The sequence below is a fragment of the Pseudoalteromonas nanhaiensis genome, assembly GCF_051235485.1.
In the GTDB taxonomy this organism is placed as follows: domain Bacteria; phylum Pseudomonadota; class Gammaproteobacteria; order Enterobacterales; family Alteromonadaceae; genus Pseudoalteromonas; species Pseudoalteromonas lipolytica_C.
In genome coordinates this window covers 57,994-81,065 of the sequence record NZ_JBPNYQ010000006.1, presented here as the reverse complement: position 1 = coordinate 81,065, position 23,072 = coordinate 57,994, and the positions used below count along the sequence as shown (strand labels likewise).

The window sequence follows — 23,072 nt, the reverse complement described above, 5'->3', positions numbered from 1 at the left end:
GAGATAGTCAATGTTCTCAGAATTAAAACCATTACCAACAGATCCTATTCTTGGCCTAATGGCGGCCTTTAAACAAGATACAAACCCGAAGAAAATCGATTTGGGTGTAGGTGTTTATAAGGATGAGCAAGGCAATACGCCTGTATTAAAAGCGGTTAAAAAAGCGGAAGCGTTTCGTTTAGAAAACGAAACCAGTAAATCGTACATTGGCTTGGCGGGTAACTTAGATTACTGCCAAAAAATGGAAAACTTATTACTGGGTGAGCATCCTGCGTTATTAGCAAACCGTGTTCGCACTGCACAAGCACCAGGTGGTACAGGTGCACTTCGTGTTGCAGCTGAATTCATCAAGCGTTGCAATAAAGATGCAACGGTATGGGTTACTACGCCAACGTGGGCAAACCACATTAGCTTATTTGAAGCGGCAGGCTTAACAGTAAAAGAGTACCCTTACTACGATTACGAAAATAAAGACCTATTGTTTGATGACATGATAAACACCCTAAAGCAAGTGCCTAAAGGTGATGTTGTGTTATTCCACGCATGTTGTCACAACCCAAGCGGTATGGATTTAAATGCTGAGCAATGGAGCACAGTTGCTGATCTTGCTGTTGAAGTTGGTTTTACGCCACTTGTTGATATTGCTTACCAAGGTTTTGGTTCAAGCCTTGAAGAAGACGCTGCGGGTCTACGTAAACTAGCAGCAGCGGTAGATGAGCTAATCATTTGTTCTTCATGTTCGAAAAACTTCGGTCTATACCGCGAGCGTATCGGTGCGTGTTCAATTATTGCAAAAGATGCTGCAACTGCTGATATCTCTAACTCTGTATTATTAAGCGTTGTACGTAGTATTTATTCAATGCCGCCTGCACACGGTGCTGATATTGTTAGCACGATTTTAGGCAGCACTGAGCTTACGCAAATGTGGCACGATGAGCTTGATGAAATGCGTAACCGTATTAATGGTTTACGTACTTTAATCAAAGAAAGCTTAGCAGCGAAAGGGATTGAACAAGATTTCTCATTTATTGACCGTCAAAATGGTATGTTCTCATTCCTAGGTATTAATAAAGAGCAAATCGAACGCTTACAAAAAGAGTACTCAATCTACATTGTTGGTTCTAGCCGTGTAAACGTTGCTGGTATCAGTGATGCAAACATTGATTACTTTGCTAATGCAGTAGCAGACGTTTGTAAATAATCGGCTCTATAGCGATAAAAAAACCGCAGTCACACTGCGGTTTTTTTGTATCTAAACTTTATTTGCGGACAGGGCTAATGTAACCAGCGTATCGCATCATTTAGCATTGCGTTATAGCTATCAAGCGGTGCATCAAGGCTGGCTATCAGTATCGTGTCAGCTTGTTTACCGCGGTTTATATGCCCAGCAAAACGTTCATCACTGAAATCTTCTGAGCCAGTACCAAAAGGCTGTTCGTCAGCAGGGACGATAAAGACAGTCATTGGACCAAAGTCAGATTCAAATACCAAGTGCAGGCCTTTTTTCCCCTGAAAATTACAAAACATTAAATAAGTAACTTTACCGGGTAGCTCATCTAAATGTCCGCCAATTGTGGCAAACTTTTCGTTCACATAGGCAAGGTCAATTGGCTCATGTTTATTGAGCGAGTCAATTTCATGATACAAATGAGTAAAAGCATGCTCACCAACACTGTATAACGTATGCTGTTTGTTAGTAACGAAGAACACACTAATTGCCACTAAAAACGACGCTGCAGCCGCTAAATAAAGGCGATTAAAGGCGAAGCGCGACTTAGCCTCAATAATAGTGTCTAACGGCTGCTCAGAGAGCTGTTCTTCTGCTGCATAAGTATTATCAATAATTCGCTTTGCTAGATTTTCAGGCACGGGTACGTTGAGTGCCTTGCTTAGCTCATCATCTAAGGCACGTACATCATCGATAAACGCCTGTTTATCTTCGTCCTGCTCGGCAAACGCGTCAAGCTCCTTATCAGTCGTGCTTGGCTCGGCGAGGATGCGGCGGCGAAACTCGAGTTCATCCATTAATTTGATGCTCCTCTAAGTTGATCATCATCACTGCTTAAAGCCTCTTTAAGCTGGTTTCTGGCACGGAAAAGACGTGTCATTACCGTGTTTTTATTTAAATCGAGTATCTCGGCAATTTCATCACCCGAACACCCCATTACTACTTGTAACAGCAGTGGCTCGCGATACTCTTGTGATAACTTTCCAATTTGTCGTTGAATCACTGTTTGTTCCATTTCAGCATCAAGCGTCGTGCTTTTTTCATCTACAAGTGTGTCATTTTCAATATCGGCGTAATCAAATTGTTTGCGTTCGAATCGCCGAGCATTTTCTCGTCGTAATATAGTGAGTAACCAAGGTTTGGCTGCTTGCTGATCTTGCAGTGAATCCAAGGCACGCCAAGCCCTCAGGAAGGTTTCCTGCACTAAGTCTTCTGCAATACTCTGATCACGACATAACCAATATGCAAAGCGAAAAAGCTCACTGTGGTAGATATGAACCAGTGCTTCATATCGCTTTTGTTTTTCTGTCATAGTAAATAAGACCCGCCCACCAGAAAAAAACTTTCTGAATTTATATTATTTTTATATAAAAAACGGCTAATTGTAGATTAGCCGTTTAAATTCAACGTATTAATATTAATCGTATAGATTCTTTAATACATCTTCTTGGTTTGTCGACTTAACGTGCTTAGTGGCTTGGCTAAGCAAAGCCACAATCTTTGCTAAATCAGGATGCTCGTCTGCTGAACTATAGAGTTTAGCGCGTAATTTAGCAATTTCCTCATTGAGGGCTTGATTGTTAAGTGTTGCTTGCAGGTGCTCAATTGGTCGTGTTGTTTGACCGGTTTGCTGTTTAGCGTAGGCCATGAATGTGCTGTAGAAGAGAGCATTGTTGCGTTGTTTAGCGACCTTCTTAAGCTCATCAAGTGATGTTGAAGAAGCAGCTACTGATTGTGGTGCGACTTCACGTACTGTTGGGCGTTTTTTAATATACAGAACCAAAGTGACTAACCACAGGCCATAGCCTACAGCTGCAACAATTATGAGCCAAGCTGGTGTGCTGACTTGAGTGACAGTTTGCACAGCCGGTGGCATATCTGTCACAGCGGCAGAGTTGTCAGTTTGGGGCTGTGTAAGCGTCGCTGGTGGCGGGGTTAATGGGTTAGTACTTGGTATCACCGTAATTGTGCGTGCAGGAAGCGTGGCATAACTGATACGGTTTATTTTAGTATTAAACCAAGGCAGTTTGATTTCAGGTAAAGTGTACGTTCCTGGTGTTTGAGGTAATAACGCATAAGACGCTGTTTGCTGAGAAATAACGCGACCATCACGCACTAAGTGGTTATTCTCTTTTTGATCAGGGTAACTTCTAAAACCTTGTACTTGTGGCATCTCGATATCAGGCAGCTGTTCTTTGGTGACACCAAGCGCGGTGAGTTTGATAGTACGTGTAATTGGCGTACCTACCTCTACCGTGTCATCTTTTGGTTGCCATTGCTCATCAAGGTTGACTAATTCACTTGGCAGCCAAGCACCTGTGTAGTTATCAGGAATTGGTTTTATGTCTACATCAACATTTTCACCCATAGCTGAAATTGCCATTTGGCGATAGTTTTGACGGATACGGCCATTAAAGACAGGGGCTGTAATGGTATTAATGCCGCTTTTTTGTGGTTGCACTAGGTATTCGCGAGTGATCACCAAATAACGCTTTCCATCAATCAGCTCATAGCTTTCTGATTGTTTATTGATGGCGGTTAATTCGGCATTTTCCATTTCTGGTGTCGTAAGGTTGCCATCAAGTAGCTCTTTATTGTTGTCTATGTATAGCTTAACTGTATAAACACCGGCTTCTTGCACATACAAACTTTGCGGTTTAATACTGGTTTTGATAAATGCATCTTGGCTTTGTTCAGAGTTTTGACTCCGTTTGCTAACCGTTAACTCAATTGGCTGCGAAGTTGCACCAGCAACGGTAAATGCTGGGATTGTGTAAGTCCCTTCTTTGCGAGTCATTAATTTTACAGACCAACTCGTTTGCTTACTGATTTCACCATTAATAATGTTGGTGCGGGTACTAACGCTCGTTGGTCCAACAACAAAGTCTTTTAATAGTACAGAGGTATCAGGTTGCTCGCTGTTGATGGTGTCGTCAGCGGTAATAGTTAATATGAAAAACTCACCTGCAAGGACTGGGTTTTTATCAACACTTGCCTGTAGTTGGGTGGCAGCCCAAAGCGGCGCTGCCGCGATTAGCAATAAACAACATAATAATCGCATTACCATGATTTTTCGGCTCCTCGTGGACGACGTTGATAGTTTCGTTTTTGTGCTTCTAATTGCATTTTATTTCTTAATAAGATCGCAGGATCATCAGGGACTTTACGAAGTAACTGATTAAGCTGTTGTGCTTTTTCTTTCTCTTCATTAGTCAGTTCAGCTGCTTGTGCCTGCATAGCTTGTTGCTCTGCTTGCTGTTTAGCTTGTTCATCGCTTTGCGATGGCTCTGGCTTTGCATCTTGTTGCTCGGGGGACTGCTCTGGCTTTTGTTCACCTGATTGTGGTGACTGTTGTGCTTCAGATTCCATTTCAGGTTTGTTTTGCTGGCCACTTTCAGACTCGCTTTGCTCACCTTTTTGATCTGATTGTTCATCTTGCTCAGAGGGTTGTTGCCCCTCTTGCTGCTCACTTTGCTCAGAGTTTTCGCCTTGCTGGGAATTCTCTCCCTGTTGCTTTTGCTGGTTATCTTGCTGGCCATCGCTGTTTTGTTGATCATTGTTTTGCTGTTGATCTTGTTGCTGCTGTTGTTGCTCTTGCTGCTGCAATAACTGTTCAACGAGGGCTTGGTTTTCTTTTGCTTCAGTAAAATCATTTTTAAGTTGCTGGGCTTGTTTATAAGCCTCTATGGCTTGCTCTAGCTCACCAGCCTTGGCAAGAGCATTACCATAGTTATACAAACCAGTAGCTGACTTATCTTCGCTAAAGGCGTCCATGGCCGCTTGGTAATTACCTTGCTGATAAAGGGCTGCGCCTTTTAGTTGCGCGTTTTCTGCTTGTGCGGCTTGTTCAAATTGATTCTGCTGATAGGCATCAAGGGCGCGTTGGTCTTGGTTTTTAAACACCTCTGGTAACTCAGCGGCGTAAACCTGTTGCTGAGGCAGTAGCATAACAAACAAAACCCCAAGCACTAGGCTGCTTCGGCGAATCAAAAAAAGTGCTAACGGTAGTAAAATAATCAGGCCATAAATACCCGCATCAACACGCCATAAAGCTTGGCTTTGTTTTTCATCTTTAAGCACTTCAGCATTGGCACTAGGTGCGAATGTTTTAATATCTTGATTACTGGTTTGATAGAGCGCAAATTTGCCACCACTATTACGTGCAAGTGCATTTAAGCGACTCACATTTAATTTTGGAATAACAATTTGTCCTTGCATGTCTTTCAAAAAACCACCTTCAGGAAGCTTGATTGGCGCACCTTGCTCAGTGCCTACACCATAAATATTTAAGCGATAATCCGATTCACTTGTAAAGCGAGCAATATCTTCTTGGTCAAGTTGGTCAACACCATCCGTTACTAAAATAATATCGCCTTCAAGGTAACCCGCTTGTTTAAGTAGCTCATTTGCTTTTTCTAAACCATCAATCACATTTGAGCCTTTGCTTGGCATGATATCAGGGCTTAGGCTTGGGATAAGATTAGCCAACGTGCTGGCGTCATTGGTTAGCGGCGAAATGGTAAATGCAGAGCCTGCATAAGCAACCAATGCCGTATCACCTTCTTTGAAAAGCTCAATCATATCAAGTGCTTTAAAGCGAGCTTGAACTAACCGGCTTGGCGCAATGTCGGTACTGAACATAGAGTACGACATATCCATCACAATGACTCGAGCGTTTTTTGCTTGAAACACTGGCACTTGTTTTTTCTCAAAGCTTGGGCCAGCAGAAAACACAATAGCTAATAAGGTAAACAGCGCAACTAACCAAAGTGGTTGGCTTTGTTTTTTTTGGTTGTCGCTCATTACAAACTGTGCCAAATGGGGGGCTATTAAATCAGCTGGGGCGCTTTTTTTATTGCGCACTAACAACACACTAAAAATAATCAATGTTGGGATCAATAACCAAAGTAGGACAGGGCGAATAAATTCAAAATCCATACTAGCTCTCCTGCTTAAATTGGCGGATAAAACTGACTAGCATTGCTAAGCTTATTAAGCCAAGCGCTATAAGCAGTGGAATATAAAACAAAGAAATTTGCGGGCGGAACGTTTGCTCATCGCTACTAATAGGCTCAAGTTTATCAAGCTCTTGATAAATTTGTTGTAAACCAGCCACATCTTTTGCTCTAAAGTATAAGCCGCCGGTTTGCTCTGCAATACGCTTTAATAAGCTTTCATCAAGGTTACCACCATTCATGCCACCCATATTAAATAGGCTAAAACCACGTGGGTTATCTGAGCCAACGCCAATGGTATATACTTTGATACCTTCTTCGCGGGCTAACAGTAGCGCATCTTCTGGATCAAGGTTACCAGCGGTGTTTTGTCCATCAGTTAATAGTACAACAATACGATTACTTTCATCTTTGTTGGCAAAGCGTTTTACCGATAAACCTAATGCATCACCGATGGCTGTTGCTCGGCCAACTAGGCCAATTTGTGCTTCGCTTAGCATTTGGCTCACAGTTTTAACATCACGTGTAAGTGGCGTTTGTAAAAATGCCGTATCGCCAAATAAAATAAGACCAAGGCGGTCACCCTGACGCTGCTCAATAAAGTCACTTAATACAGCTTTTACCATGGTTAGCCTATCGACATATTGATTCTGATAGGCCATGTCTTGCTCGGTCATTGAGCCAGATAAATCCACTGCAAGCATAATGTCGCGGCCTTCATTAGGCAGTGTGATAGGCTCATCAAGCCAAGTTGGGTTTGCTATTGCAACAACCAGTGAACCCCATACTGCCCATTCGAGTAATGAAACTTTACGGCTATGTTGCTGCACTGTTTGATTATTCAAGCCAAGCTTAGCAAAGCCTGGGATACGTAAACGTAACTGCCCTTGCTGCTTTAGCGGCATAAAGCGGCTTAATAACCAAGGAAGTGGTAAAAGTACAAAACACCATGGCCAACTAAACTCAAACATTGATTGGCTCCTTGAGTTTAAAGTTGTGGATGGCGCTGCGTAATTTAGCCCCAAGCTCGGCATTATTCGTTTGCTGTTGATAAAGTGGCATTAGTTCATCGTAACTAAAGTTGTCGCCACTAAGCTTAGACAAGCTTTCTGACCACTTTGCTAAAGGCTGAGAGGCAAGCTGGTTGTTGTAATAATGACGAGTTAAACGTTTTAAAATAATGTGTAGCTGTTGTGCGTCATCATCAGCCACTGTTTTACTTAATTTAATGGCTTGTTTTTTGGCTTTTTTAAACTGCTGGTTTTTATATAAAAGCACTAAGCCGACAATTAATAACGAACCAACTAAGGCGATGATAAGCCACCAAATTGGAGCAAGTGGCCACCATGCAACCTCGGTTGGTGCAATGACATCATGTAAGCCATCTAGCGGATTTTTTTGCATTGTTACTTTCTCACTAATTGCAGCTCAAGTGGGGTGGCTGCACTGAATGAAATTAAACTAAGCCCAGATTTTTGTAAGCGTTTTAATCTATTAGAAAACGACTCTTCAGCAGACTTAGCAAAACGCTCGCGAAATTGCTTATCCATTAAAGGTAAAGCCAGCTCTTGACCATTAGCCGACACGGTCACAGTTTGCTTAAAAGCCGGTAACTGATGCTCGAATGGGTCGCTAATATGGCAGCCAATTAACTCACAGTGTCTGCTTAGCATCTCAAGCTGTTTGAAGCTTGCTTCATCAAGGGCACTGAAATCAGAGACGATATAAACCAAGCTTCCTGGTTTTGCTAAATGATTAAGGCGTTTAAGGTTTTCGCTAAATAAGCTGGTGGTTGTTTGATCTATATTAGTCAGTGCTTGGCTGTGAATATCACATAAATTGTGACAAAGCTTTAGCACTGCTTTTTCGCGCGATGTAGGCTTTAATTCGTGATGGCTATGCTGATTAAACACCAGACCACCAATCCGATCACCGCGTTGACATGCTGACCATGCAACCAATGCACTAATGTGCGCTGCTTGCACTGACTTTAATAATAACTTTGAGCCGAACAGCATTGAGTTTGAAAAGTCAGTAAATACGAAAACAGGGCGTTCTTTTTCTTCTTGAAACAGCTTAGTGTGGGTTTCGCCAGTACGTGCGGTAACACGCCAGTCGATAGAGCGTATGTCATCACCGGCTTGGTAATGCCGTACCTCGGCAAACTCCATACCGCGGCCTTTATGAGGCGCAAGGTATTGCCCAGCTAAACTGTTTTTGATTTTTACTTTGGGCGCAAGTTCTAGCAAGCGAGCTTTGGCTTTGTAATACATCAACTCTTTGAGTGATAAGTTTACGCCTTGACTATGGCTTGCTGCTAACCACGCCGCTGTATCAAATTGGCTCGACATAGCTTATGGTACTGCCACCAATTCTAAAATACGGCTGATCACATCGTCTTTACTAATGCCATCGGCCTGCGCTTCGTAGCTCAATATAATACGATGACGTAACACATTGTGAAGCACAGCTTGGATATCATCAGGGGCTACAAAATCACGACCTTCAAGCCAAGCATGAGCACGCGCACACTTATCAAGGGCAATCGTTGCACGTGGGCTTGCACCATATTCAATCCAGCGACCAAGTTGCTCATCAAGTTCAGACGCTTCACGGGTGGCAACAATTAATTGTACTAGGTACTTCTCTAGTGGTTCAGCTAAATACAAACCTAATATGGCTTTACGGGCAGCAAAAAGCTCACTTTGGCTAATTTGTTGTGTCGTTGCTTGCTTATCAGAGATAGCTTCACCTCGAGTTAGACGTAAAATGTCTAATTCGTGTTCAGCACCCGGGTAATCAATGCTTAAATGCAGTAAGAAGCGGTCAAGCTGGGCCTCTGGCAGTGGGTAAGTGCCTTCTTGCTCGAGCGGATTCTGCGTTGCCATAACCATAAATAGGTCAGACAGTGGATAGGTGTTTTTACCAACTGTTACTTGGCGTTCAGCCATTGCTTCAAGAAGTGCTGATTGTACTTTAGCTGGAGCACGGTTAATTTCGTCAGCCAAAATTAGGTTATGAAATAACGGGCCTTTTTCAAATACGAACTCACTGGTTTGCTGACGATAAATATCGGTACCGGTGACATCCGCAGGTAGTAAGTCAGGGGTAAATTGAACTCGTTGGAAGCTGCCTTCAACGCCTTTTGCTAATGCATTTACAGCACGGGTTTTTGCAAGACCCGGAGGGCCCTCAACTAATAAGTGGCCATCAGCCAAAATTGCGATTAACAGTGCTTGAGTTAATTGGGGTTGGCCGATAATTTGCGTGTCTAAGTATGTTTTTAATTGTGAAAATGCGTTAACTGCCATAATAAAAAGACTGTCCTAAAAGCGTGAGTCAAAAATTGTTTTTTATACCGCACAAACGTGAAACGTTCAGTGCTTATCAATCGTGTTTACGCTACCGTGAATGGGGCGCTATCAACAAGTTATAAGGATTCAAAAGTTATAACACAAGTGTTAGACAGAAAATCCTCAAATAGTTCGTTATTTTTTAAGGAATTTTATCCTAACCTATAAAAATTTTAGCCTACCATATAAATACAGTGTTTTTTTGTAAATCGGTCGAAAAAAGCCTATGGTTGAAAACTTACTATTGGCATTCGTACACGGGTTGTTTTAGAATCAGGAAAAACAAACAGGTCAGACCTGTCAGCGGGAGAGCATAAATGTCTGAGCAAAATATACTTAAAACAGCAAAAGGCGATCGTATCGCAATCGTTAGCGGCCTACGAACGCCGTTTGCAAAGCAAGCCACAGCATTCCACCATGTACCAGCCCTTGATATGGGTAAGTTAGTTGTCAACGAAATGCTTGAGCGACTAAATTTCGATAAATCTGAAATCGACCAACTGGTATTTGGTCAAGTAGTACAAATGCCAGAAGCGCCAAATATTGCCCGTGAAATCGTATTAGGTACGGGTATGCCTGTATCTGTTGATGCTTATTCTGTATCGCGTGCGTGTGCGACAAGTTTCCAAGCCATTGCTAACGTGGCTGAGTCAATTATGGCAGGCTCAGTGCAAGTTGGTATCGCGGGCGGTGCTGACTCATCATCTGTATTACCTATTGGTGTTAGCAAAAAATTAGCGGGTAGCCTTGTTGATTTAAACAAAGCACGCACTCTTGGTCAGCGATTAAAGATTTTCTCAAAACTGCGTCTTAAAGACTTACTGCCTGTACCGCCAGCGGTCGCTGAGTACTCTACTGGCTTATCTATGGGTCAAACAGCTGAGCAAATGGCGAAAACGCATAACATTAGCCGCGAAGATCAAGATGCTTTAGCACATCGTTCTCACACTCTTGCAAGCCAAGCGTGGGCTGATGGTAAACTGAAAGACGAAGTGATGACTGCCCATGTTGCACCTTATAAGAGCTTTATTGAGCAAGATAATAACATTCGTCATAACTCAACAGTTGAAGGCTACGCGAAGTTAAAACCAGTATTTGACCGTCAACATGGTTCAGTGACTGCAGCTAACGCAACGCCATTAACCGATGGTGCAGCTGCGGTATTAATGATGAGCGAGAGCAAAGCAAAAGCATTGGGTTACAACATTTTAGGTTATGTACGCAGTTTTGCTTTCTCTGCAATTGGTGTACATGAAGACATGCTAATGGGTCCGGCGCACTCAACGCCAATTGCCTTAGATAGAGCTGGTATCACATTAGCTGATTTAGATTTAATCGAAATGCACGAAGCATTTGCAGCGCAAACACTTGCCAACATGAAGATGTTTGCGTCAGATAAATTTGCACAAGAAAAGCTAGGTCGTAGTAAAGCGATCGGCGAAATTAACATGGACAAGTTCAATGTATTAGGTGGCTCTCTTGCATACGGCCACCCATTTGCGGCAACAGGCGCGCGCCTGATCACGCAAAGCTTACATGAACTTAATCGTCGCGGTGGCGGCTTAGCGCTTACGACTGCGTGTGCAGCGGGTGGCTTAGGCGCAGCCTTTGTATTGGAGAGTGCGTAATGACAGATTCAGTATTTAGTTTATCAGTGGCTGATGACGGCGTAGCCGTTGTAACTATTGATGTGCCGGGTGAAAAAATGAACACCCTGCGTAGTAGTTTTGCAGAAGATTTAAAAACCTTACTTAAAGACGCACAAGAAAAAGCGGTAAAAGGCATGGTATTTATCAGTGGTAAAAGCGATAACTTTATCGCTGGTGCTGATATTAAAATGCTTGATAGCGCCAATAGCCGTGAAGATGCATTAGCGTTAAGCGAAATGTGCCAGCAAGCATTTTTCGATATGAAAAAGCTGCCTTTCCCAACGGTTAGTGCCATACACGGTGCAGCATTAGGTGGTGGTTTAGAGTTTGCTTTAGCTTGTGATTATCGCGTGTGTTCAGACAGCGATATCACTAAGCTTGGTTTACCTGAAGTACAGTTAGGCTTATTACCAGGGGGTGGCGGTACACAACGTTTACCTAAATTAGTTGGTTTGCAAAAAGCACTTGAGTGGATGCTTACAGGTAAACAAGTGCGTGCAAAGCAAGCGAAGAAAACAGGCTTAGTAAATGATTGTGTCCCCCACAGTGTATTACTAGATGTTGCTAAAGAGTTTGCACTCAAAGGGAAGGCTAAGGTTACTAAACCTAAGCTAGACCGATTAAGCCAATTACTTGAGTCAAACCCATTTGGTCGTAATATTATTTTCAAAAAAGCACAAGAAAATGTGCTGAAGAAAACAGGCGGTCACTACCCAGCTCCTTTAGCGATTATTAAAGCGGTTCGCGCAAGTGTTGAGCTTGATCAGTTAAAAGCATACAAAACTGAAGCTGAAGGTTTTGCCACGCTAGTTATGAGCGATGAGTCAAAAGCATTGCGCGGTATTTTCTTTGCAACCACAGAAATGAAAAAAGAGTGGCGCAATGATGACGCACCAGCAATCGCTAAAGCAGCAGTATTAGGCGGCGGCCTAATGGGCGCGGGTATTGCTCATGTTAGTGCCGTAAAAGCCGGTGTTCCAGTGCGCATTAAAGATGTGGCTGAAAAGGGCATTAGCAATGCAATGAACTACAGCTATAAAATTTTAGATAAAAAGCAAAAGCGTCGTATTTTATCTAAAGCAGAACTACAACAAACCATGAACCGTATCACCGGTACCACCGATTACAGTGGCTTTAAGCACATCGATATCGTTATCGAAGCGGTGTTTGAAGATCTTGCTTTAAAGCAAGGTATGGTGGCTGATGTTGAACGTGAATGCCAAGACAATACGATTTTTGCAAGTAATACCTCATCATTACCGATCGCGCAAATCGCTGCTGATGCAGCACGCCCAGAAAATGTAATTGGTCTGCATTACTTCTCACCTGTTGAGAAAATGCCACTTGTTGAGATTATTCCACACGCTGGTACATCTGAAGAAACTATCGCACGCGTGGTTAACTTTGCCCGTAAGCAAGGTAAAACTCCAATTGTGGTTAAAGACATGGCAGGTTTCTATGTAAACCGTATCTTAGCGCCTTATGTAAATGAAGCGGCTAATTTACTGCTTGCAGGTGAGCCAATTGAAAAGATTGACCAAGCACTTGTTGAGTTTGGATTCCCGGTAGGACCTTTAGCGTTACTTGATGAAGTAGGGATTGATATCGGTTCTAAAATTGCGCCTATCCTTGAAAAAGAATTGGGCGAGCGCTTTAAAGCCCCGGATGCCTTTAATCGCTTAATCGATTCTAAGCGTTTAGGCCGTAAGACAGGCCGTGGTTTTTATCTTTATGACAAGAAAGATAAAAAAGTGGATGAGTCAGTATACGAGCTACTGGGTGTTACGCCATCACCTCGTTTAAACAAGAGCGAAATTGCTAAACGTTGTGTTGCGCAAATGCTGAACGAAGCGGTGCGCTGTTTAGATGATGGCATTATTGCAAGCCCGCGTGACGGTGATATTGGTGCTATTTTTGGTATCGGTTTCCCACCATTCTTAGGCGGTCCATTTAGCTATATGGATAAACTGGGGGCCGCACAAGTGAGCTCAGAAATGGCGACTTTTGCTAACTATAATCCAATTTTCACACCTTGCGATACGTTAAAAGCAATGGCTGAAAAGGGTGGTCGTTTTTACCAAGCAGAAAGCGAAGAGCCGGCAGTTGAAGAAGCTGCGCCTGTCGATCCGGTTGAAGTAACCAAAGAAGTGGTCGAAGACGAGCAAGCGTCAGAAGAAGCTGATACCGAAACAACTAAAAGCTAGTATTTTAATTAATTAGCTAATTTAAAAGCCCTGCTCACATTGAGCGGGGCTTTTTGCTTTTTAAAAAAATGTTAGAAGCTTTATGGCATCACTGTGATTTTATATTTAACATTGGACAATTATTTGCAATGACTTAAGTTAAATAAGGAAATGAGAGTGTCTACTACATGGAAACCCAAAGGTTTTATCGCAATAATTCTTGGTGTGTTATTACAACCATTTGTATTTTTGTACGTTAATAAAGCCAGATTGTTCATTACATACTTTGTGTTGATGGTTATATGTTATTTGTTTGATATTAGGCTACAAGCAAATGCAGAAGAGTCAGATTGGTATCAAGGCATTTATTTCACTAGTGTATTTATTCTTATTTGTCCCATTCATGCTTTTTGGGTAACTCAACATTATAACGCTTCTCAAAAGAGGGCTTGGTTCGCGCGTTGGTGGGTTACTTTTTTACTTTTTACTACTATTTATACTTGCCTTACTTTAGTTAGGATTTTCTGTTTTGAATTTTTCACTATACCTGCTTCATCAATGGCTCCAACGCTAGAAAAAGGCAGTCAAGTTATTGTCAGCAAGCTAGGTTATGGTAATTATCAATATTTAGGTCAACAAGTTTTAAAATCTGAGATGACAGCTGAAGTAAGGAGAGGAGATATTGTCGTATTTCAATATCCGCAAAACCCTCAATCTATTTGGATGAAGCGGGTCATTGGTTTAGCTGGCGATAGGGTTGTATATCGAAATAAAACACTCTATATCAAAAAGGCGTGTAAGCAGCCTACAGATAATTGCTCCGATTATAGTGTTATTGAACAATCGCTAGTTTCACAAGATGAAAATGGGCTAAAAATTCTACAAGAAGCGAATGAGGATAGTAGCTACCAGATTTTAGTGAATGACAATCATATGGATCTAATAAGTCATTATTTCAGCCAAGTCGGTAGCAGACATGGTGAGTGGGAAATACCTCAAGGCCATTATTTTGTTATGGGGGATTCAAGAGATAATAGCTCAGATAGTCGCTATTGGGGGTTTTTACCTGAAGATAACCTAATAGGAAAAGTCATTCTCAGTTGGTAACAAATTAATATAAAAGCCCTGCTCATTGAGCGGGGCTTTTTGCTTCGATATTGGCCATAAGTGGTATTTAACTTGCTATGTCGGTTTGTTATAACTAGGCTTATTTACTAATTGATTAATCACCATGACTCTCACCACTGAGCGATTAACATTACGGCTGTTAAATGCCGATGACTGGCCATTGTTTTATACTTTGCATAATGATGCCCAAGTAATAGCGAAATGCTTTGATAAGCCGTCAGAAGCGCAGCTACGCGCTAAGTTTAATGAACGTTTAAAGCCTTGGCAGCCAAATTCGAATACACCACTGTGTTTAGTGATTGTTGAAACCAGCACAGGAAAAGAAGTTGGCGTGACTGGGTTTACCTCATCAACTGTCCCTGAGATACAAGAAGTTGGTTATTTGCTGTTGCCTAACTTTCATGGTCGAGGCTATGCCACTGAGTCTTTGCAAGCGGTGCTCGATTATGCCGCATCAGAACATGCTGTACGTGAATTTAAAGCGGTTGTTACCGAAGGTAATATCGGTTCAGAAAAAGTACTTGAGAAGTGTGGCTTTCAGCTGATTGAAAAGCAACCTGACGCCTATGCAATTGGTGGTATTTTGTATGCCGATCATCATTATCATTTAAGCTGCACTGATCACAGAGTGTGATCAGTGCAAAACTTTTACAGATGAAGCTCAATCGCTTTTCTGTCTTTTTCTGGCATATTCGCAACCACTAAATTAAACGAATTATCGATCATTCGTTCAATTTCTCCTTGTGGTACGGTGCCATCTAAAATAACCGTATTCCATAAACGTTTGTTCATATGATAACCCGGGATCACAGACGGGAAAATATCACGTAATGCTTGAGCCTCATCAGGGTCGCACTTTAGATTAAGCCACCATACAAGGTTGCCTTCATCATCTGTTTGACCTTCTTTGCCCTCTGCGAGGGTAGCAAACATTTTATGATTAACTTTATAAACATCGACATCTTGGCCAAATGGTTGTGTGATCATCACCAATGGCTTGTTCATTAAATATTCGTGTACTGCGTGTTGATTCATGATCCAATCCTTGAAGTCATTTTTCGTAGTTATAAACATAGCAGCTTTTTCGTAGTTTGGAGACAACTATTGCCATAATTTGCTGAAAAATAGGATAAATCACAGATGTGATTTAAAACTATAAATTTTTATTGAACAAACGCTATTACGTGGTAAATTCCTGTCATCAAAAAACGATAGGAATACACCCATGCCTAAGGCAAGTGAAGTTAAAAAAGGCGCCGCTATTGAGCATAACGGCCGTGTTTTAGTAGTTAAAGATATTCAACGTTCTGTACCGCAAGGTCGTGCAGGTGGTAGCTTATACCGCATGCGTTTATACGATGTAGTAACAGGCGGTAAAGTGGATGAAACATTCAAAGACAGCGACATGTTAAAGCTAGCTGACTTAACTCGCCGTGAAGCAATGTTCTCTTACATTGACGGTGAAGAGTATGTTTTCATGGATAATGAAGATTACACGCCATATAACTTAAACAAAGAAGCGATTAGCGAAGAAATTTTATTCGTTAATGAAGAAACTCAGGGTCTTCACGTAATTGTAATTGATGGTGCTCCGGTTGGCCTAGACTTACCATCAAGCGTTGAACTTGTTGTTGAAGAAACAGACCCTTCAATTAAAGGTGCTTCTGCTAGTGCACGTTCAAAGCCTGCACGTTTAACAACGGGTTTAACGATTCAAGTTCCTGAGCATATTTCTACAGGCGACCGAATTCGTATCAACACGGTTGAACATAAATTTATGGGCCGTGCTGAGAAATAATAGCACTCACTGATAGAAACCGGCTATTTGCCGGTTTTTTTGTGTCAAAAAATAGTATTTCAGTGTTTTATTAAGCGACAGAATAAAAGGTTGCTCCTACAAAGGCATTGAAAAAGGGACAAAAAAGCCGCATCATTAAGGGCTTACGAAAACAATAATAATGCTAGTTGTCGATTAATGTTAAACCACGGATTGGAAAACAGAGAATATATAAAACTTCCCGAAGGCGTTGATATCGCCATAACTCCTGCTGGCGTTGTTGCCCGAAGCTACGCTTACCTTATTGATTTTATTATCCGAGGCCTTGTTTTAATTGCTGTGAGCAGCGCTTTGGCATTTTTAGGTGATGCAGGGCAAGGGCTTATTTTAATTGCTTACTTTGTAATTTCTTGGGGGTACAACATTCTTTATGAAATGGAGAATGGCCAAACACCCGGTAAAAAAAGACTTAAAATTCGTGTTGTGCAAGATAATGGCTTACCCGCGAGCTTTTCGCAAATAGTGGTGCGCAACTTATTACGCCCCGCAGATATGTTACCGATAGGCTATTTCTTGGGTCTTGTGGTTATGTTGTTTAACAACCGTTTCAAGCGAATTGGTGATTGGGCTGCTGGTACTATGGTTATTTATGAAGACGAGTTAGAAGCGCGACCAGAGCTGTCGAAAGGCCAAGTGCATGTACCTACAGTAAGTTTAACTACCGAAGAGCAACTTGCAGTGCTGGCTTTTGCTGAGCGTCATGACGAGTTATCTGATGCTAGGCGCCACGAACTAGCGCGTATTCTCGCAGAGTCATTTGCGACAGATGAAAACAATATTGAGTGGCAATTGCTCAGTTATGCGCGCCATTATGCTGGACAAGTCAATGATAATACAGATTACCCACCGCAAGAGGGTAAACCATGAAACAAACTCAATTTGTAAAGTCGAATAGTGAACGCTGGGATGAATTTAAGACTTTGTGTGAACAAAAAAGTACAGAGGCTTTACCTATTCACTTTCCTAATTTGTATCGAAAAGTGTGTAATGACTTAGCCATTGCGCAAAGTCGTCAATACAGCCCCGTGTTGATTGAGCAAATCAATAGACTCGTGCAGTTAGGGCAAAAGCGACTTTATTTATCGCGTAGTAATCAATTTTCTGAATTATGGCACGTAGCACGCACAGCATTTCCTCGCGCCCTATATGAAAACCGTTTAATGCTTGGTATTAACTTATTGGCATTTTGGGGATTGGCTCTTATTGCTTTTATTTGGGTGACACTTGACCCTGATGCCGTCTATACATTTTTAGGGCAAGGCACCGTCCTTAATATCGAACAAATGTATAACCCCAGTGGTAGTGTACAATCGGCTGAGCGAGGCGCATCACAAGATCTCATGATGTTCGGGGTCTACATTTACAATAATATTGGTATTGCATTTCAGATGTTTGCAGGCGGTGTGTTGTTCTGTGTAGGCGCTGCCTTTTTCTTATTATTCAATAGCTTTTATTTTGGGGCTATTGCCGCTCATATTGTTAATGTAGGTTTTGAAGGGCCGTTTTTCTCATTTGTTATCACCCATGGCTCGTTTGAGTTAACCGCTATCATAATTGCCTCAGCGGCAGGCTGTCAGATTGGTTACGGGCTTTTAAATCCCGGCCAGTTTACCCGTGCATATGCGATGAAAGAGGCTGCTCAAAAAGCACTCCCACTGATTGTTGGGGCGTTTTTAATGTTGGTGATAGCCGCTTTTATTGAAGCATTTTGGTCACCTCGTGATATTGCTAATGAAATTAAGTATGTTGTTGGCGCAGGCTGTTGGGCTTATGTGATTTTTCGCTTATATAAGGGTATGCGTTATGGAGCTTAATCACCTAAGCTTTAACCCTCGTAAGCGCAGCGCCTATGAAACCTTTGATTTAACGGTATTACTGGTTAAGCAACACTTTGTAGCATTGGTAGCTATGTATTTAATAATGGCAGTCCCGGTGTTTTTAATGATTGGCCTGTTGTTTAATTGGGGAATAAGTGCTTTTGTTATCTGGTGGCTCAAGCCTCTATTTGAGCGGCCATTACTCGATTACATGTCAAAAGCGGTGTTTAATCAGCCGCTAAGTATTAGTCGTAGTTTAAGGTCAGTGAAACAGTTAAAAATGACCGACATGGCCGCTCATTTAACGATATATAGGCTTAGCCCAAATCGTGCATTTTTAGCGCCAGTTGAGCAACTAGAGCGACTTTCAGGTGAGCGAAAAACCAAGCGTAAGCAAGTATTGTTTGCCTCAACGAAGCCTAAGCAAACACTATGGATGCTGTTTTGTGTGCATTTTGAATACATTTTGTTGATGGGGATATCGGCACTGACTATCGCATTAATCCCCCAATCGTTTTCTGCCGAAGAGGCTATGTACCAAATTTTTGAATCTCCAGAGTGGCTAGAGATAGCTTTTAACCTTATCTACATAATTAGTATTTCGTTGGTTGCACCTTTATTTGTTAGTGGTGGATTTCTTGCTTATTTACACCGCCGTGTAGAGCTTGAAGGTTGGGACATTGAGCTGGCATTTAAAAACATTCGTACCCGCCTCGCAGGCTTACTCAGTGCTGTAGGGCTATTTATGCTAACAATGTTTACCCTGCAACCATCAACTAGTTATGCTGAGCAAATCGATAAGCAAGCGATAAAAGAGCAAGTCACCGCACTCTATAATGAGCCTAATGTCATCGAAACAGAAACCACCTGGGTGCCAAATTTAGAGCCTACAGAGAGTTCATCACACAGTGATTGGTCATGGCTTATCGACCTGTTTACAGCGATAGGCAATGGGTTTGGTGTATTAGTTTGGCTGTTAGTTGGATTATTACTGGTTTGGCTCGTTTATTACTTGATTAAAAAACGAGGTTTTTTTGCCAACTTAAGCTTACCTGAGCGCACAAAAGTAACTGAAGAGTCAGTGATCCCAACCTTATTTGCAGAGATTAAAAGTAAAGATTTACCAGCAGATTTAATTGCTGCTGCACAGCAATGCTTTGAGCAAGGTGAGCATCGCTTAGCGTTAGCGTATTTGCTTCATCATACTCTGAGTTGGGCTCAGCAGCATCACCAAGTGCTCCTGCACCGCTCGATGACTGAACGCGAATGTAAACGTGCAATTGATGCAAAGGTGCCAAATCAAGGGCAAGCGATATTTGCCCGCTTATTTTCTGCATGGGTCACGGTTGCTTGGGGTCATAAAACCCCTGATATCAATTTTGTAGAGTTAACTGCACAAATTACAGCAATGACAGCAAATACTCAGGAGCAAGCCCATGAAGCTTAAGGTTGTGCTAATTGCTCTATTAGTCTTGTTTACCGTGTTTATTGTTGCCTCACTGGCCTCATTAGATTGGGAAAAAAAAGAAGTTGAAATAGGGTTTCATTCAGATGTTGCCAAAGATAACTTCACCATGGCCCAACGTCTTTTAAAGGCCAATGGAATAAGTTGGATCAAAGATAAACACTTGGCTGAACAAGCACAAAGTGAAGAGCTTGCGATAGATCCAAAAAGCATTTTAATTTTAGATGAAGCCGTACTTGCTGACTCTTATCTGCTTGATACTCAGCTTGCTGACTGGGTCGCTGATGGCGGGCGTTTAATTTATGTATTAAATAGGCAGCGCGAAGAGCTAGCAATCGATAATTCAGTGTTCTTTGGGCAGCTTGGCATCAATGTGCTAAGTCAAGAAGATGTCTTTGAGTATGATTTTGCGATGCGCAAAGAGGGAGATAAAAACAGTGTGTTGTCTATTGATGAAAATACTGAGCTCGAACTTGAATTAAGCCGTGCCTTTTACATCGAAAACTGCCCTGGTGTAAGTACAAATACTTCTGAGGGCAAAACCGTAATGTGTGATTTTGCCTTTGGTCAAGGCAGAGTAGTTGTGATGCCATCGTTATTACCTTTTACTAACTATCGTTTGCGCCACCTCGACCATGGCAGTCTATTACTTTGGTTAAGTAAAGGCGCTAAGAGTATTAGCTATGTTCCGTACCTGACTTACCCTAATTGGCTTGCAAAGCTTTGGCACTGGAGCTGGCAATTTGTAGTGACTCTAGTGTTATTAATTGTGCTTGCAGTGTGGCATATTACGAGCCGTATTGGCCGAGCATACGCCCCTGATTTTGAAGCTAAAACCAGTTTTAATCAGCATATTCGTGCACTCGCTAATTTTTACTCTGAACACGGCCATGAAGCCGTATTATTTGCCGCACTCAAGAAAGACTTTTACAGCAAGGTAGAAGCGCGTGTACCAAACTTTAAAATGCTAAGCGCAGAAAAACAGGCGCAGAGTATTGCTAATTTAACCCATTTTGAAAAACAACAGGTAGCGCAGCTATTGGCTAGCAAGTTACCTGACTCAAAAACACAAAGAACAAATTATATAAAACGATTTAAACAGTTAAGGAATGCCTTATGAGCACGGAATTAGACACTAATCGCATGAGCTTAGTTGAGGCCGCTGATGCAGTTAAACAAGTAAAGCATAACATTTCGCGTGTGTTAGTCGGTCAAGATGCCATTGTAGAAGATGTGCTTACCGTTCTTTTTGCTGGTGGCCATGTGCTGCTTGAAGGGGTTCCGGGACTTGGTAAAACATTACTTGTTAGAGCTTTAGCTAAAAGCTTAAGTGTAAATTTCTCACGTGTACAATTTACCCCAGACTTAATGCCTTCGGATGTAGTAGGGCATAGTTTATATGATATGAAGTCAGGTGAGTTTAATATCAAAAAAGGCCCTGCCTTTACTAATATCTTACTTGCTGATGAAATTAACCGTGCGCCAGCAAAAACGCAATCAGCCTTACTTGAAGTGATGCAAGAACAACAAATCACTATTGATGGTGAATCGTTATTAATAAATTCCCCGTTTATGGTATTAGCCACTCAAAACCCACTAGATCAAGAAGGGACTTACCCATTACCAGAGGCCGAATTAGACCGCTTTATGATGAAAGTAGAGCTTGGTTTTCCTTCTCATGAATCGGAAGTTGAGCTTTTAAAACTGAATACACAAATAGTTTCTAATGAAAGCAAAGTGGAGCAGCTTCCAGCGGTATTAGATGCCAAGCGTATTGCTGAAATTAAACAGCTTTGTGCGGATATTTTAGTAGACGAGCAAATTCTTAATTATGCCGTTGATATAGTTCGTAGCTCACGAACTTGGCAAGGCGTGCTGCACGGTGCAGGGTTACGTGCCTCAATTAATATCATTAAAGCTGCAAAAGTAATGGCATTGATGAATGGCCGTGATTTTGTTACCCCAGATGATGTGAAGCTAGTCTCGCCAAATATTTTAAGGCACCGTTTAATTTTATCTGCGGACTTAGAACTGGAAGGTGTTTCGTTTGACGAAGTGATCAGTGCTATTTTAGCCAGTGTTGAAGCGCCACGCTCATGAACCGTATCAAGCTTAGGCCAGCAAAACGTTTAGTTGTGTTAACAGCACTCATTCTGTTGCTTATGCTTGTGTGTGCTATTGCTCAGGTCAATGGCATGCTTTTAACCGCCTTGTTATTGGTGCCAGCTTTAGTTGCAATTGTTGATTGCTTGGCAGCTAAGTCAACGCCTTTACTCGAAGTAAGCGCAGAAACTAACCTAAATATGGCGTTATACAGACGCCAAGATTTAAACGTGTTGATTAAAAATAATGCCAAACATGCTAAGCAATTAGATGTGAGTGTGCATTTAAGCAACGCTATTGAATTGTTAAAGCCAGTGCAAACCCTATTCATTGACGCTACGCAACAGGCAAAGCTGGTCTTTATGATACGCGCCCATAAGCGGGGGGATGCACAAATTAGTGCGATTGAGCTTAGGGTGGGGTCGCCACTAGGCCTTTGGCAAGCAAATTGGTTGGCAACTCAAGCTACTCAGTTAAAGGTTTACCCAGACTTTAGCCGTGTTACCTCGAAACAGCATTTAAACGGGGTCGTGAATAAGCCTATTTCGGGGTTAAAACTCACCAAAAAGCGCGGTGATGGTATTGAATTCCAGCAATTACGCGAATATCGCCAAGGTGACAGCGTCAGGCAGATAGATTGGCAGGCAACAAGTAAACGCCGAAAATTAATTTCGCGAGAGTATCAAGAAGAGCAAAACCAGCATGTAATAGTTATGCTTGATGCCTCAAAAAAAATGGCCATGGAAGCCAATGAAGGCAGCCACTTTGATCATGCATTAAATGCATTATTACTACTTTCTCACACGGTTTTAAAGCAAGGTGATTGGTTTAGTATGCAGAGCTTTAACCAAAACCTACGCTGGTTACCCGATGTTAAAGGCGCGCAGAATGTATCTCGGGTGATGAATCATTTTTATGATTTATACCCAGATAATAGCAGCAGTGACTATTTGGTAGCTGTAAACCAGTTAATTGCTAAGCGCAGTAAACGCTCTTTAGTGTTATTAGTCACCACCCTAGATGAGCAAAGTATTGACGAGTTAATACCTGCAATAAAGCTATTGCAAAAACATCACTTGGTCGCACTTATCAATATTAACAATCGTGCCGTGAGTGAAGTGCTCGAAGAACCTATAGAAAAGTATGAAGATGCAACCAGTTACTGTGCAGCATTAGCACTACTAAATTCACATAAAGCCAATATGGCTAAGCTGAAAAAGCAAGGGGTGATAGCCATAGACTGTAACCCTGAGCAGCTGTTACCGCATGTGCTTAATACCTATTTGAATGTGAAGCACTCAGGGGCGTTGTAATACCCGAATACCAAGCTTTAATAAAAAAGGCATTGAATTCA

20 protein-coding genes and 1 pseudogene are annotated in these 23,072 nt (G+C 41.9%); 12 read left to right on the top strand and 9 right to left on the bottom strand.

The window, feature by feature from the left end:
- Window positions 1-10: 10 nt before the first annotated feature.
- Entirely contained in the window at window positions 11-1,201 is a 1,191-nt protein-coding gene (locus tag ACSFVZ_RS07770; RefSeq protein ID WP_054553227.1) for an amino acid aminotransferase, read from the top strand.
- 74 nt (window positions 1,202-1,275) lie between these two features.
- On the opposite strand, the gene ACSFVZ_RS07765 is transcribed toward ACSFVZ_RS07770, so the two are convergent.
- The 8 genes and pseudogenes from ACSFVZ_RS07765 to ACSFVZ_RS07730 form a co-directional block, all read right to left on the bottom strand.
- The gene (locus ACSFVZ_RS07765) at window positions 1,276-2,025 is read right to left on the bottom strand and encodes a DUF3379 family protein (RefSeq protein WP_138557442.1); all 750 of its coding nucleotides are present in this window, start codon (window positions 2,023-2,025) and stop codon (window positions 1,276-1,278) included.
- Window positions 2,025-2,567, bottom strand: a pseudogene (locus tag ACSFVZ_RS07760) (sigma-70 family RNA polymerase sigma factor); the annotation flags it as partial. The gene ACSFVZ_RS07765 and the pseudogene ACSFVZ_RS07760, both read right to left, overlap by 1 nt.
- A 78-nt stretch (window positions 2,568-2,645) precedes the next feature.
- Entirely contained in the window at window positions 2,646-4,295 is a 1,650-nt protein-coding gene (locus ACSFVZ_RS07755; RefSeq protein WP_435558539.1) for a BatD family protein, read from the bottom strand.
- Window positions 4,289-6,166 carry a vWA domain-containing protein gene (locus ACSFVZ_RS07750; protein WP_435558538.1) on the bottom strand — a complete coding sequence of 626 codons (1,878 nt, stop codon included), beginning with the start codon at window positions 6,164-6,166 and terminating at the stop codon, window positions 4,289-4,291. The genes ACSFVZ_RS07755 and ACSFVZ_RS07750 overlap by 7 nt, the downstream gene beginning before the upstream one ends.
- 1 nt (window position 6,167) lies before the next feature.
- Window positions 6,168-7,154 (bottom strand): vWA domain-containing protein, encoded by a 987-nt coding sequence (locus ACSFVZ_RS07745; protein WP_135923911.1) that lies wholly within the window; start codon window positions 7,152-7,154, stop codon window positions 6,168-6,170.
- A complete protein-coding gene (locus ACSFVZ_RS07740; RefSeq protein WP_138557445.1) occupies window positions 7,147-7,587 on the bottom strand; it encodes a DUF4381 domain-containing protein in 441 nt (146 codons plus the stop codon). Before ACSFVZ_RS07740 ends, ACSFVZ_RS07745 begins: the two co-directional genes overlap by 8 nt.
- Before the next feature lie 2 nt (window positions 7,588-7,589).
- The gene (locus ACSFVZ_RS07735; protein ID WP_138557446.1) at window positions 7,590-8,534 is read right to left on the bottom strand and encodes a DUF58 domain-containing protein; all 945 of its coding nucleotides are present in this window, start codon (window positions 8,532-8,534) and stop codon (window positions 7,590-7,592) included.
- A gap of 3 nt (window positions 8,535-8,537) precedes the next feature.
- The gene (locus tag ACSFVZ_RS07730) at window positions 8,538-9,494 is read right to left on the bottom strand and encodes an AAA family ATPase (RefSeq protein WP_135923914.1); all 957 of its coding nucleotides are present in this window, start codon (window positions 9,492-9,494) and stop codon (window positions 8,538-8,540) included.
- Window positions 9,495-9,853: 359 nt separating this feature from the next.
- Between ACSFVZ_RS07730 and fadI the strand changes: the two genes are divergently transcribed.
- The 4 genes from fadI to ACSFVZ_RS07710 all read left to right on the top strand — a co-directional run bounded on the left by fadI (window position 9,854) and on the right by ACSFVZ_RS07710 (window position 15,130).
- Window positions 9,854-11,164: an acetyl-CoA C-acyltransferase FadI gene (fadI, locus tag ACSFVZ_RS07725; protein WP_063529462.1), complete on the top strand. Its 1,311-nt coding sequence runs from the start codon at window positions 9,854-9,856 to the stop codon at window positions 11,162-11,164.
- Window positions 11,164-13,389 carry a fatty acid oxidation complex subunit alpha FadJ gene (fadJ, locus tag ACSFVZ_RS07720; RefSeq protein WP_138557448.1) on the top strand — a complete coding sequence of 742 codons (2,226 nt, stop codon included), beginning with the start codon at window positions 11,164-11,166 and terminating at the stop codon, window positions 13,387-13,389. The genes fadI and fadJ overlap by 1 nt, the downstream gene beginning before the upstream one ends.
- 156 nt (window positions 13,390-13,545) lie before the next feature.
- On the top strand, window positions 13,546-14,475 hold the full coding sequence (lepB, locus tag ACSFVZ_RS07715; protein ID WP_435558537.1) for a signal peptidase I: 930 nt from the start codon (window positions 13,546-13,548) through the stop codon (window positions 14,473-14,475).
- A 124-nt stretch (window positions 14,476-14,599) separates the two neighbouring features.
- A complete protein-coding gene (locus tag ACSFVZ_RS07710) occupies window positions 14,600-15,130 on the top strand; it encodes a GNAT family N-acetyltransferase (RefSeq protein ID WP_138557449.1) in 531 nt (176 codons plus the stop codon).
- A gap of 14 nt (window positions 15,131-15,144) precedes the next feature.
- Here ACSFVZ_RS07710 and ACSFVZ_RS07705 read toward each other — a convergent pair whose 3' ends face one another.
- Window positions 15,145-15,531, bottom strand: coding sequence for an MmcQ/YjbR family DNA-binding protein (locus ACSFVZ_RS07705; RefSeq protein ID WP_135923918.1), 387 nt, complete (start codon window positions 15,529-15,531; stop codon window positions 15,145-15,147).
- Between the two features lie 190 nt (window positions 15,532-15,721).
- Here ACSFVZ_RS07705 and efpL point away from each other — a divergent pair, with 190 nt between their 5' ends.
- From efpL to ACSFVZ_RS07670, 7 genes are all read left to right on the top strand, one after another.
- On the top strand, window positions 15,722-16,294 hold the full coding sequence (efpL, locus tag ACSFVZ_RS07700; protein WP_135923919.1) for an elongation factor P-like protein EfpL: 573 nt from the start codon (window positions 15,722-15,724) through the stop codon (window positions 16,292-16,294).
- A gap of 177 nt (window positions 16,295-16,471) precedes the next feature.
- Entirely contained in the window at window positions 16,472-17,200 is a 729-nt protein-coding gene (locus tag ACSFVZ_RS07695) for an RDD family protein (RefSeq protein WP_435558536.1), read from the top strand.
- The gene (locus ACSFVZ_RS07690) at window positions 17,197-18,147 is read left to right on the top strand and encodes a stage II sporulation protein M (RefSeq protein WP_435558535.1); all 951 of its coding nucleotides are present in this window, start codon (window positions 17,197-17,199) and stop codon (window positions 18,145-18,147) included. Before ACSFVZ_RS07695 ends, ACSFVZ_RS07690 begins: the two co-directional genes overlap by 4 nt.
- Entirely contained in the window at window positions 18,137-19,597 is a 1,461-nt protein-coding gene (locus tag ACSFVZ_RS07685; protein WP_435558534.1) for a hypothetical protein, read from the top strand. The genes ACSFVZ_RS07690 and ACSFVZ_RS07685 overlap by 11 nt, the downstream gene beginning before the upstream one ends.
- Window positions 19,587-20,735, top strand: a complete 1,149-nt coding sequence (locus tag ACSFVZ_RS07680; RefSeq protein ID WP_435558533.1) for a hypothetical protein — start codon at window positions 19,587-19,589, stop codon at window positions 20,733-20,735. Before ACSFVZ_RS07685 ends, ACSFVZ_RS07680 begins: the two co-directional genes overlap by 11 nt.
- Window positions 20,732-21,715, top strand: a complete 984-nt coding sequence (locus ACSFVZ_RS07675; protein ID WP_138557453.1) for an AAA family ATPase — start codon at window positions 20,732-20,734, stop codon at window positions 21,713-21,715. Before ACSFVZ_RS07680 ends, ACSFVZ_RS07675 begins: the two co-directional genes overlap by 4 nt.
- The gene (locus tag ACSFVZ_RS07670; protein WP_435558532.1) at window positions 21,712-23,031 is read left to right on the top strand and encodes a DUF58 domain-containing protein; all 1,320 of its coding nucleotides are present in this window, start codon (window positions 21,712-21,714) and stop codon (window positions 23,029-23,031) included. The genes ACSFVZ_RS07675 and ACSFVZ_RS07670 overlap by 4 nt, the downstream gene beginning before the upstream one ends.
- Window positions 23,032-23,072: the final 41 nt, after the last annotated feature.

Excerpts from the sequence above, each read along its gene's own strand:
- ACSFVZ_RS07770 (WP_054553227.1), top strand. The coding sequence starts at position 11 with ATGTTCTCAGAATTAAAACCATTACCAACAGATCCTATTCTTGGCCTA.
- ACSFVZ_RS07765 (WP_138557442.1), bottom strand. The coding sequence starts at position 2,025 with ATGGATGAACTCGAGTTTCGCCGCCGCATCCTCGCCGAGCCAAGCACG.
- ACSFVZ_RS07755 (WP_435558539.1), bottom strand. The coding sequence starts at position 4,295 with ATGGTAATGCGATTATTATGTTGTTTATTGCTAATCGCGGCAGCGCCG.
- ACSFVZ_RS07750 (WP_435558538.1), bottom strand. The coding sequence starts at position 6,166 with ATGGATTTTGAATTTATTCGCCCTGTCCTACTTTGGTTATTGATCCCA.
- ACSFVZ_RS07745 (WP_135923911.1), bottom strand. The coding sequence starts at position 7,154 with ATGTTTGAGTTTAGTTGGCCATGGTGTTTTGTACTTTTACCACTTCCT.
- ACSFVZ_RS07740 (WP_138557445.1), bottom strand. The coding sequence starts at position 7,587 with ATGCAAAAAAATCCGCTAGATGGCTTACATGATGTCATTGCACCAACC.
- ACSFVZ_RS07735 (WP_138557446.1), bottom strand. The coding sequence starts at position 8,534 with ATGTCGAGCCAATTTGATACAGCGGCGTGGTTAGCAGCAAGCCATAGT.
- ACSFVZ_RS07730 (WP_135923914.1), bottom strand. The coding sequence starts at position 9,494 with ATGGCAGTTAACGCATTTTCACAATTAAAAACATACTTAGACACGCAA.
- fadI (WP_063529462.1), top strand. The coding sequence starts at position 9,854 with ATGTCTGAGCAAAATATACTTAAAACAGCAAAAGGCGATCGTATCGCA.
- fadJ (WP_138557448.1), top strand. The coding sequence starts at position 11,164 with ATGACAGATTCAGTATTTAGTTTATCAGTGGCTGATGACGGCGTAGCC.
- ACSFVZ_RS07710 (WP_138557449.1), top strand. The coding sequence starts at position 14,600 with ATGACTCTCACCACTGAGCGATTAACATTACGGCTGTTAAATGCCGAT.
- ACSFVZ_RS07705 (WP_135923918.1), bottom strand. The coding sequence starts at position 15,531 with ATGAATCAACACGCAGTACACGAATATTTAATGAACAAGCCATTGGTG.
- efpL (WP_135923919.1), top strand. The coding sequence starts at position 15,722 with ATGCCTAAGGCAAGTGAAGTTAAAAAAGGCGCCGCTATTGAGCATAAC.
- ACSFVZ_RS07695 (WP_435558536.1), top strand. The coding sequence starts at position 16,472 with ATGTTAAACCACGGATTGGAAAACAGAGAATATATAAAACTTCCCGAA.
- ACSFVZ_RS07690 (WP_435558535.1), top strand. The coding sequence starts at position 17,197 with ATGAAACAAACTCAATTTGTAAAGTCGAATAGTGAACGCTGGGATGAA.
- ACSFVZ_RS07685 (WP_435558534.1), top strand. The coding sequence starts at position 18,137 with ATGGAGCTTAATCACCTAAGCTTTAACCCTCGTAAGCGCAGCGCCTAT.
- ACSFVZ_RS07680 (WP_435558533.1), top strand. The coding sequence starts at position 19,587 with ATGAAGCTTAAGGTTGTGCTAATTGCTCTATTAGTCTTGTTTACCGTG.
- ACSFVZ_RS07675 (WP_138557453.1), top strand. The coding sequence starts at position 20,732 with ATGAGCACGGAATTAGACACTAATCGCATGAGCTTAGTTGAGGCCGCT.
- ACSFVZ_RS07670 (WP_435558532.1), top strand. The coding sequence starts at position 21,712 with ATGAACCGTATCAAGCTTAGGCCAGCAAAACGTTTAGTTGTGTTAACA.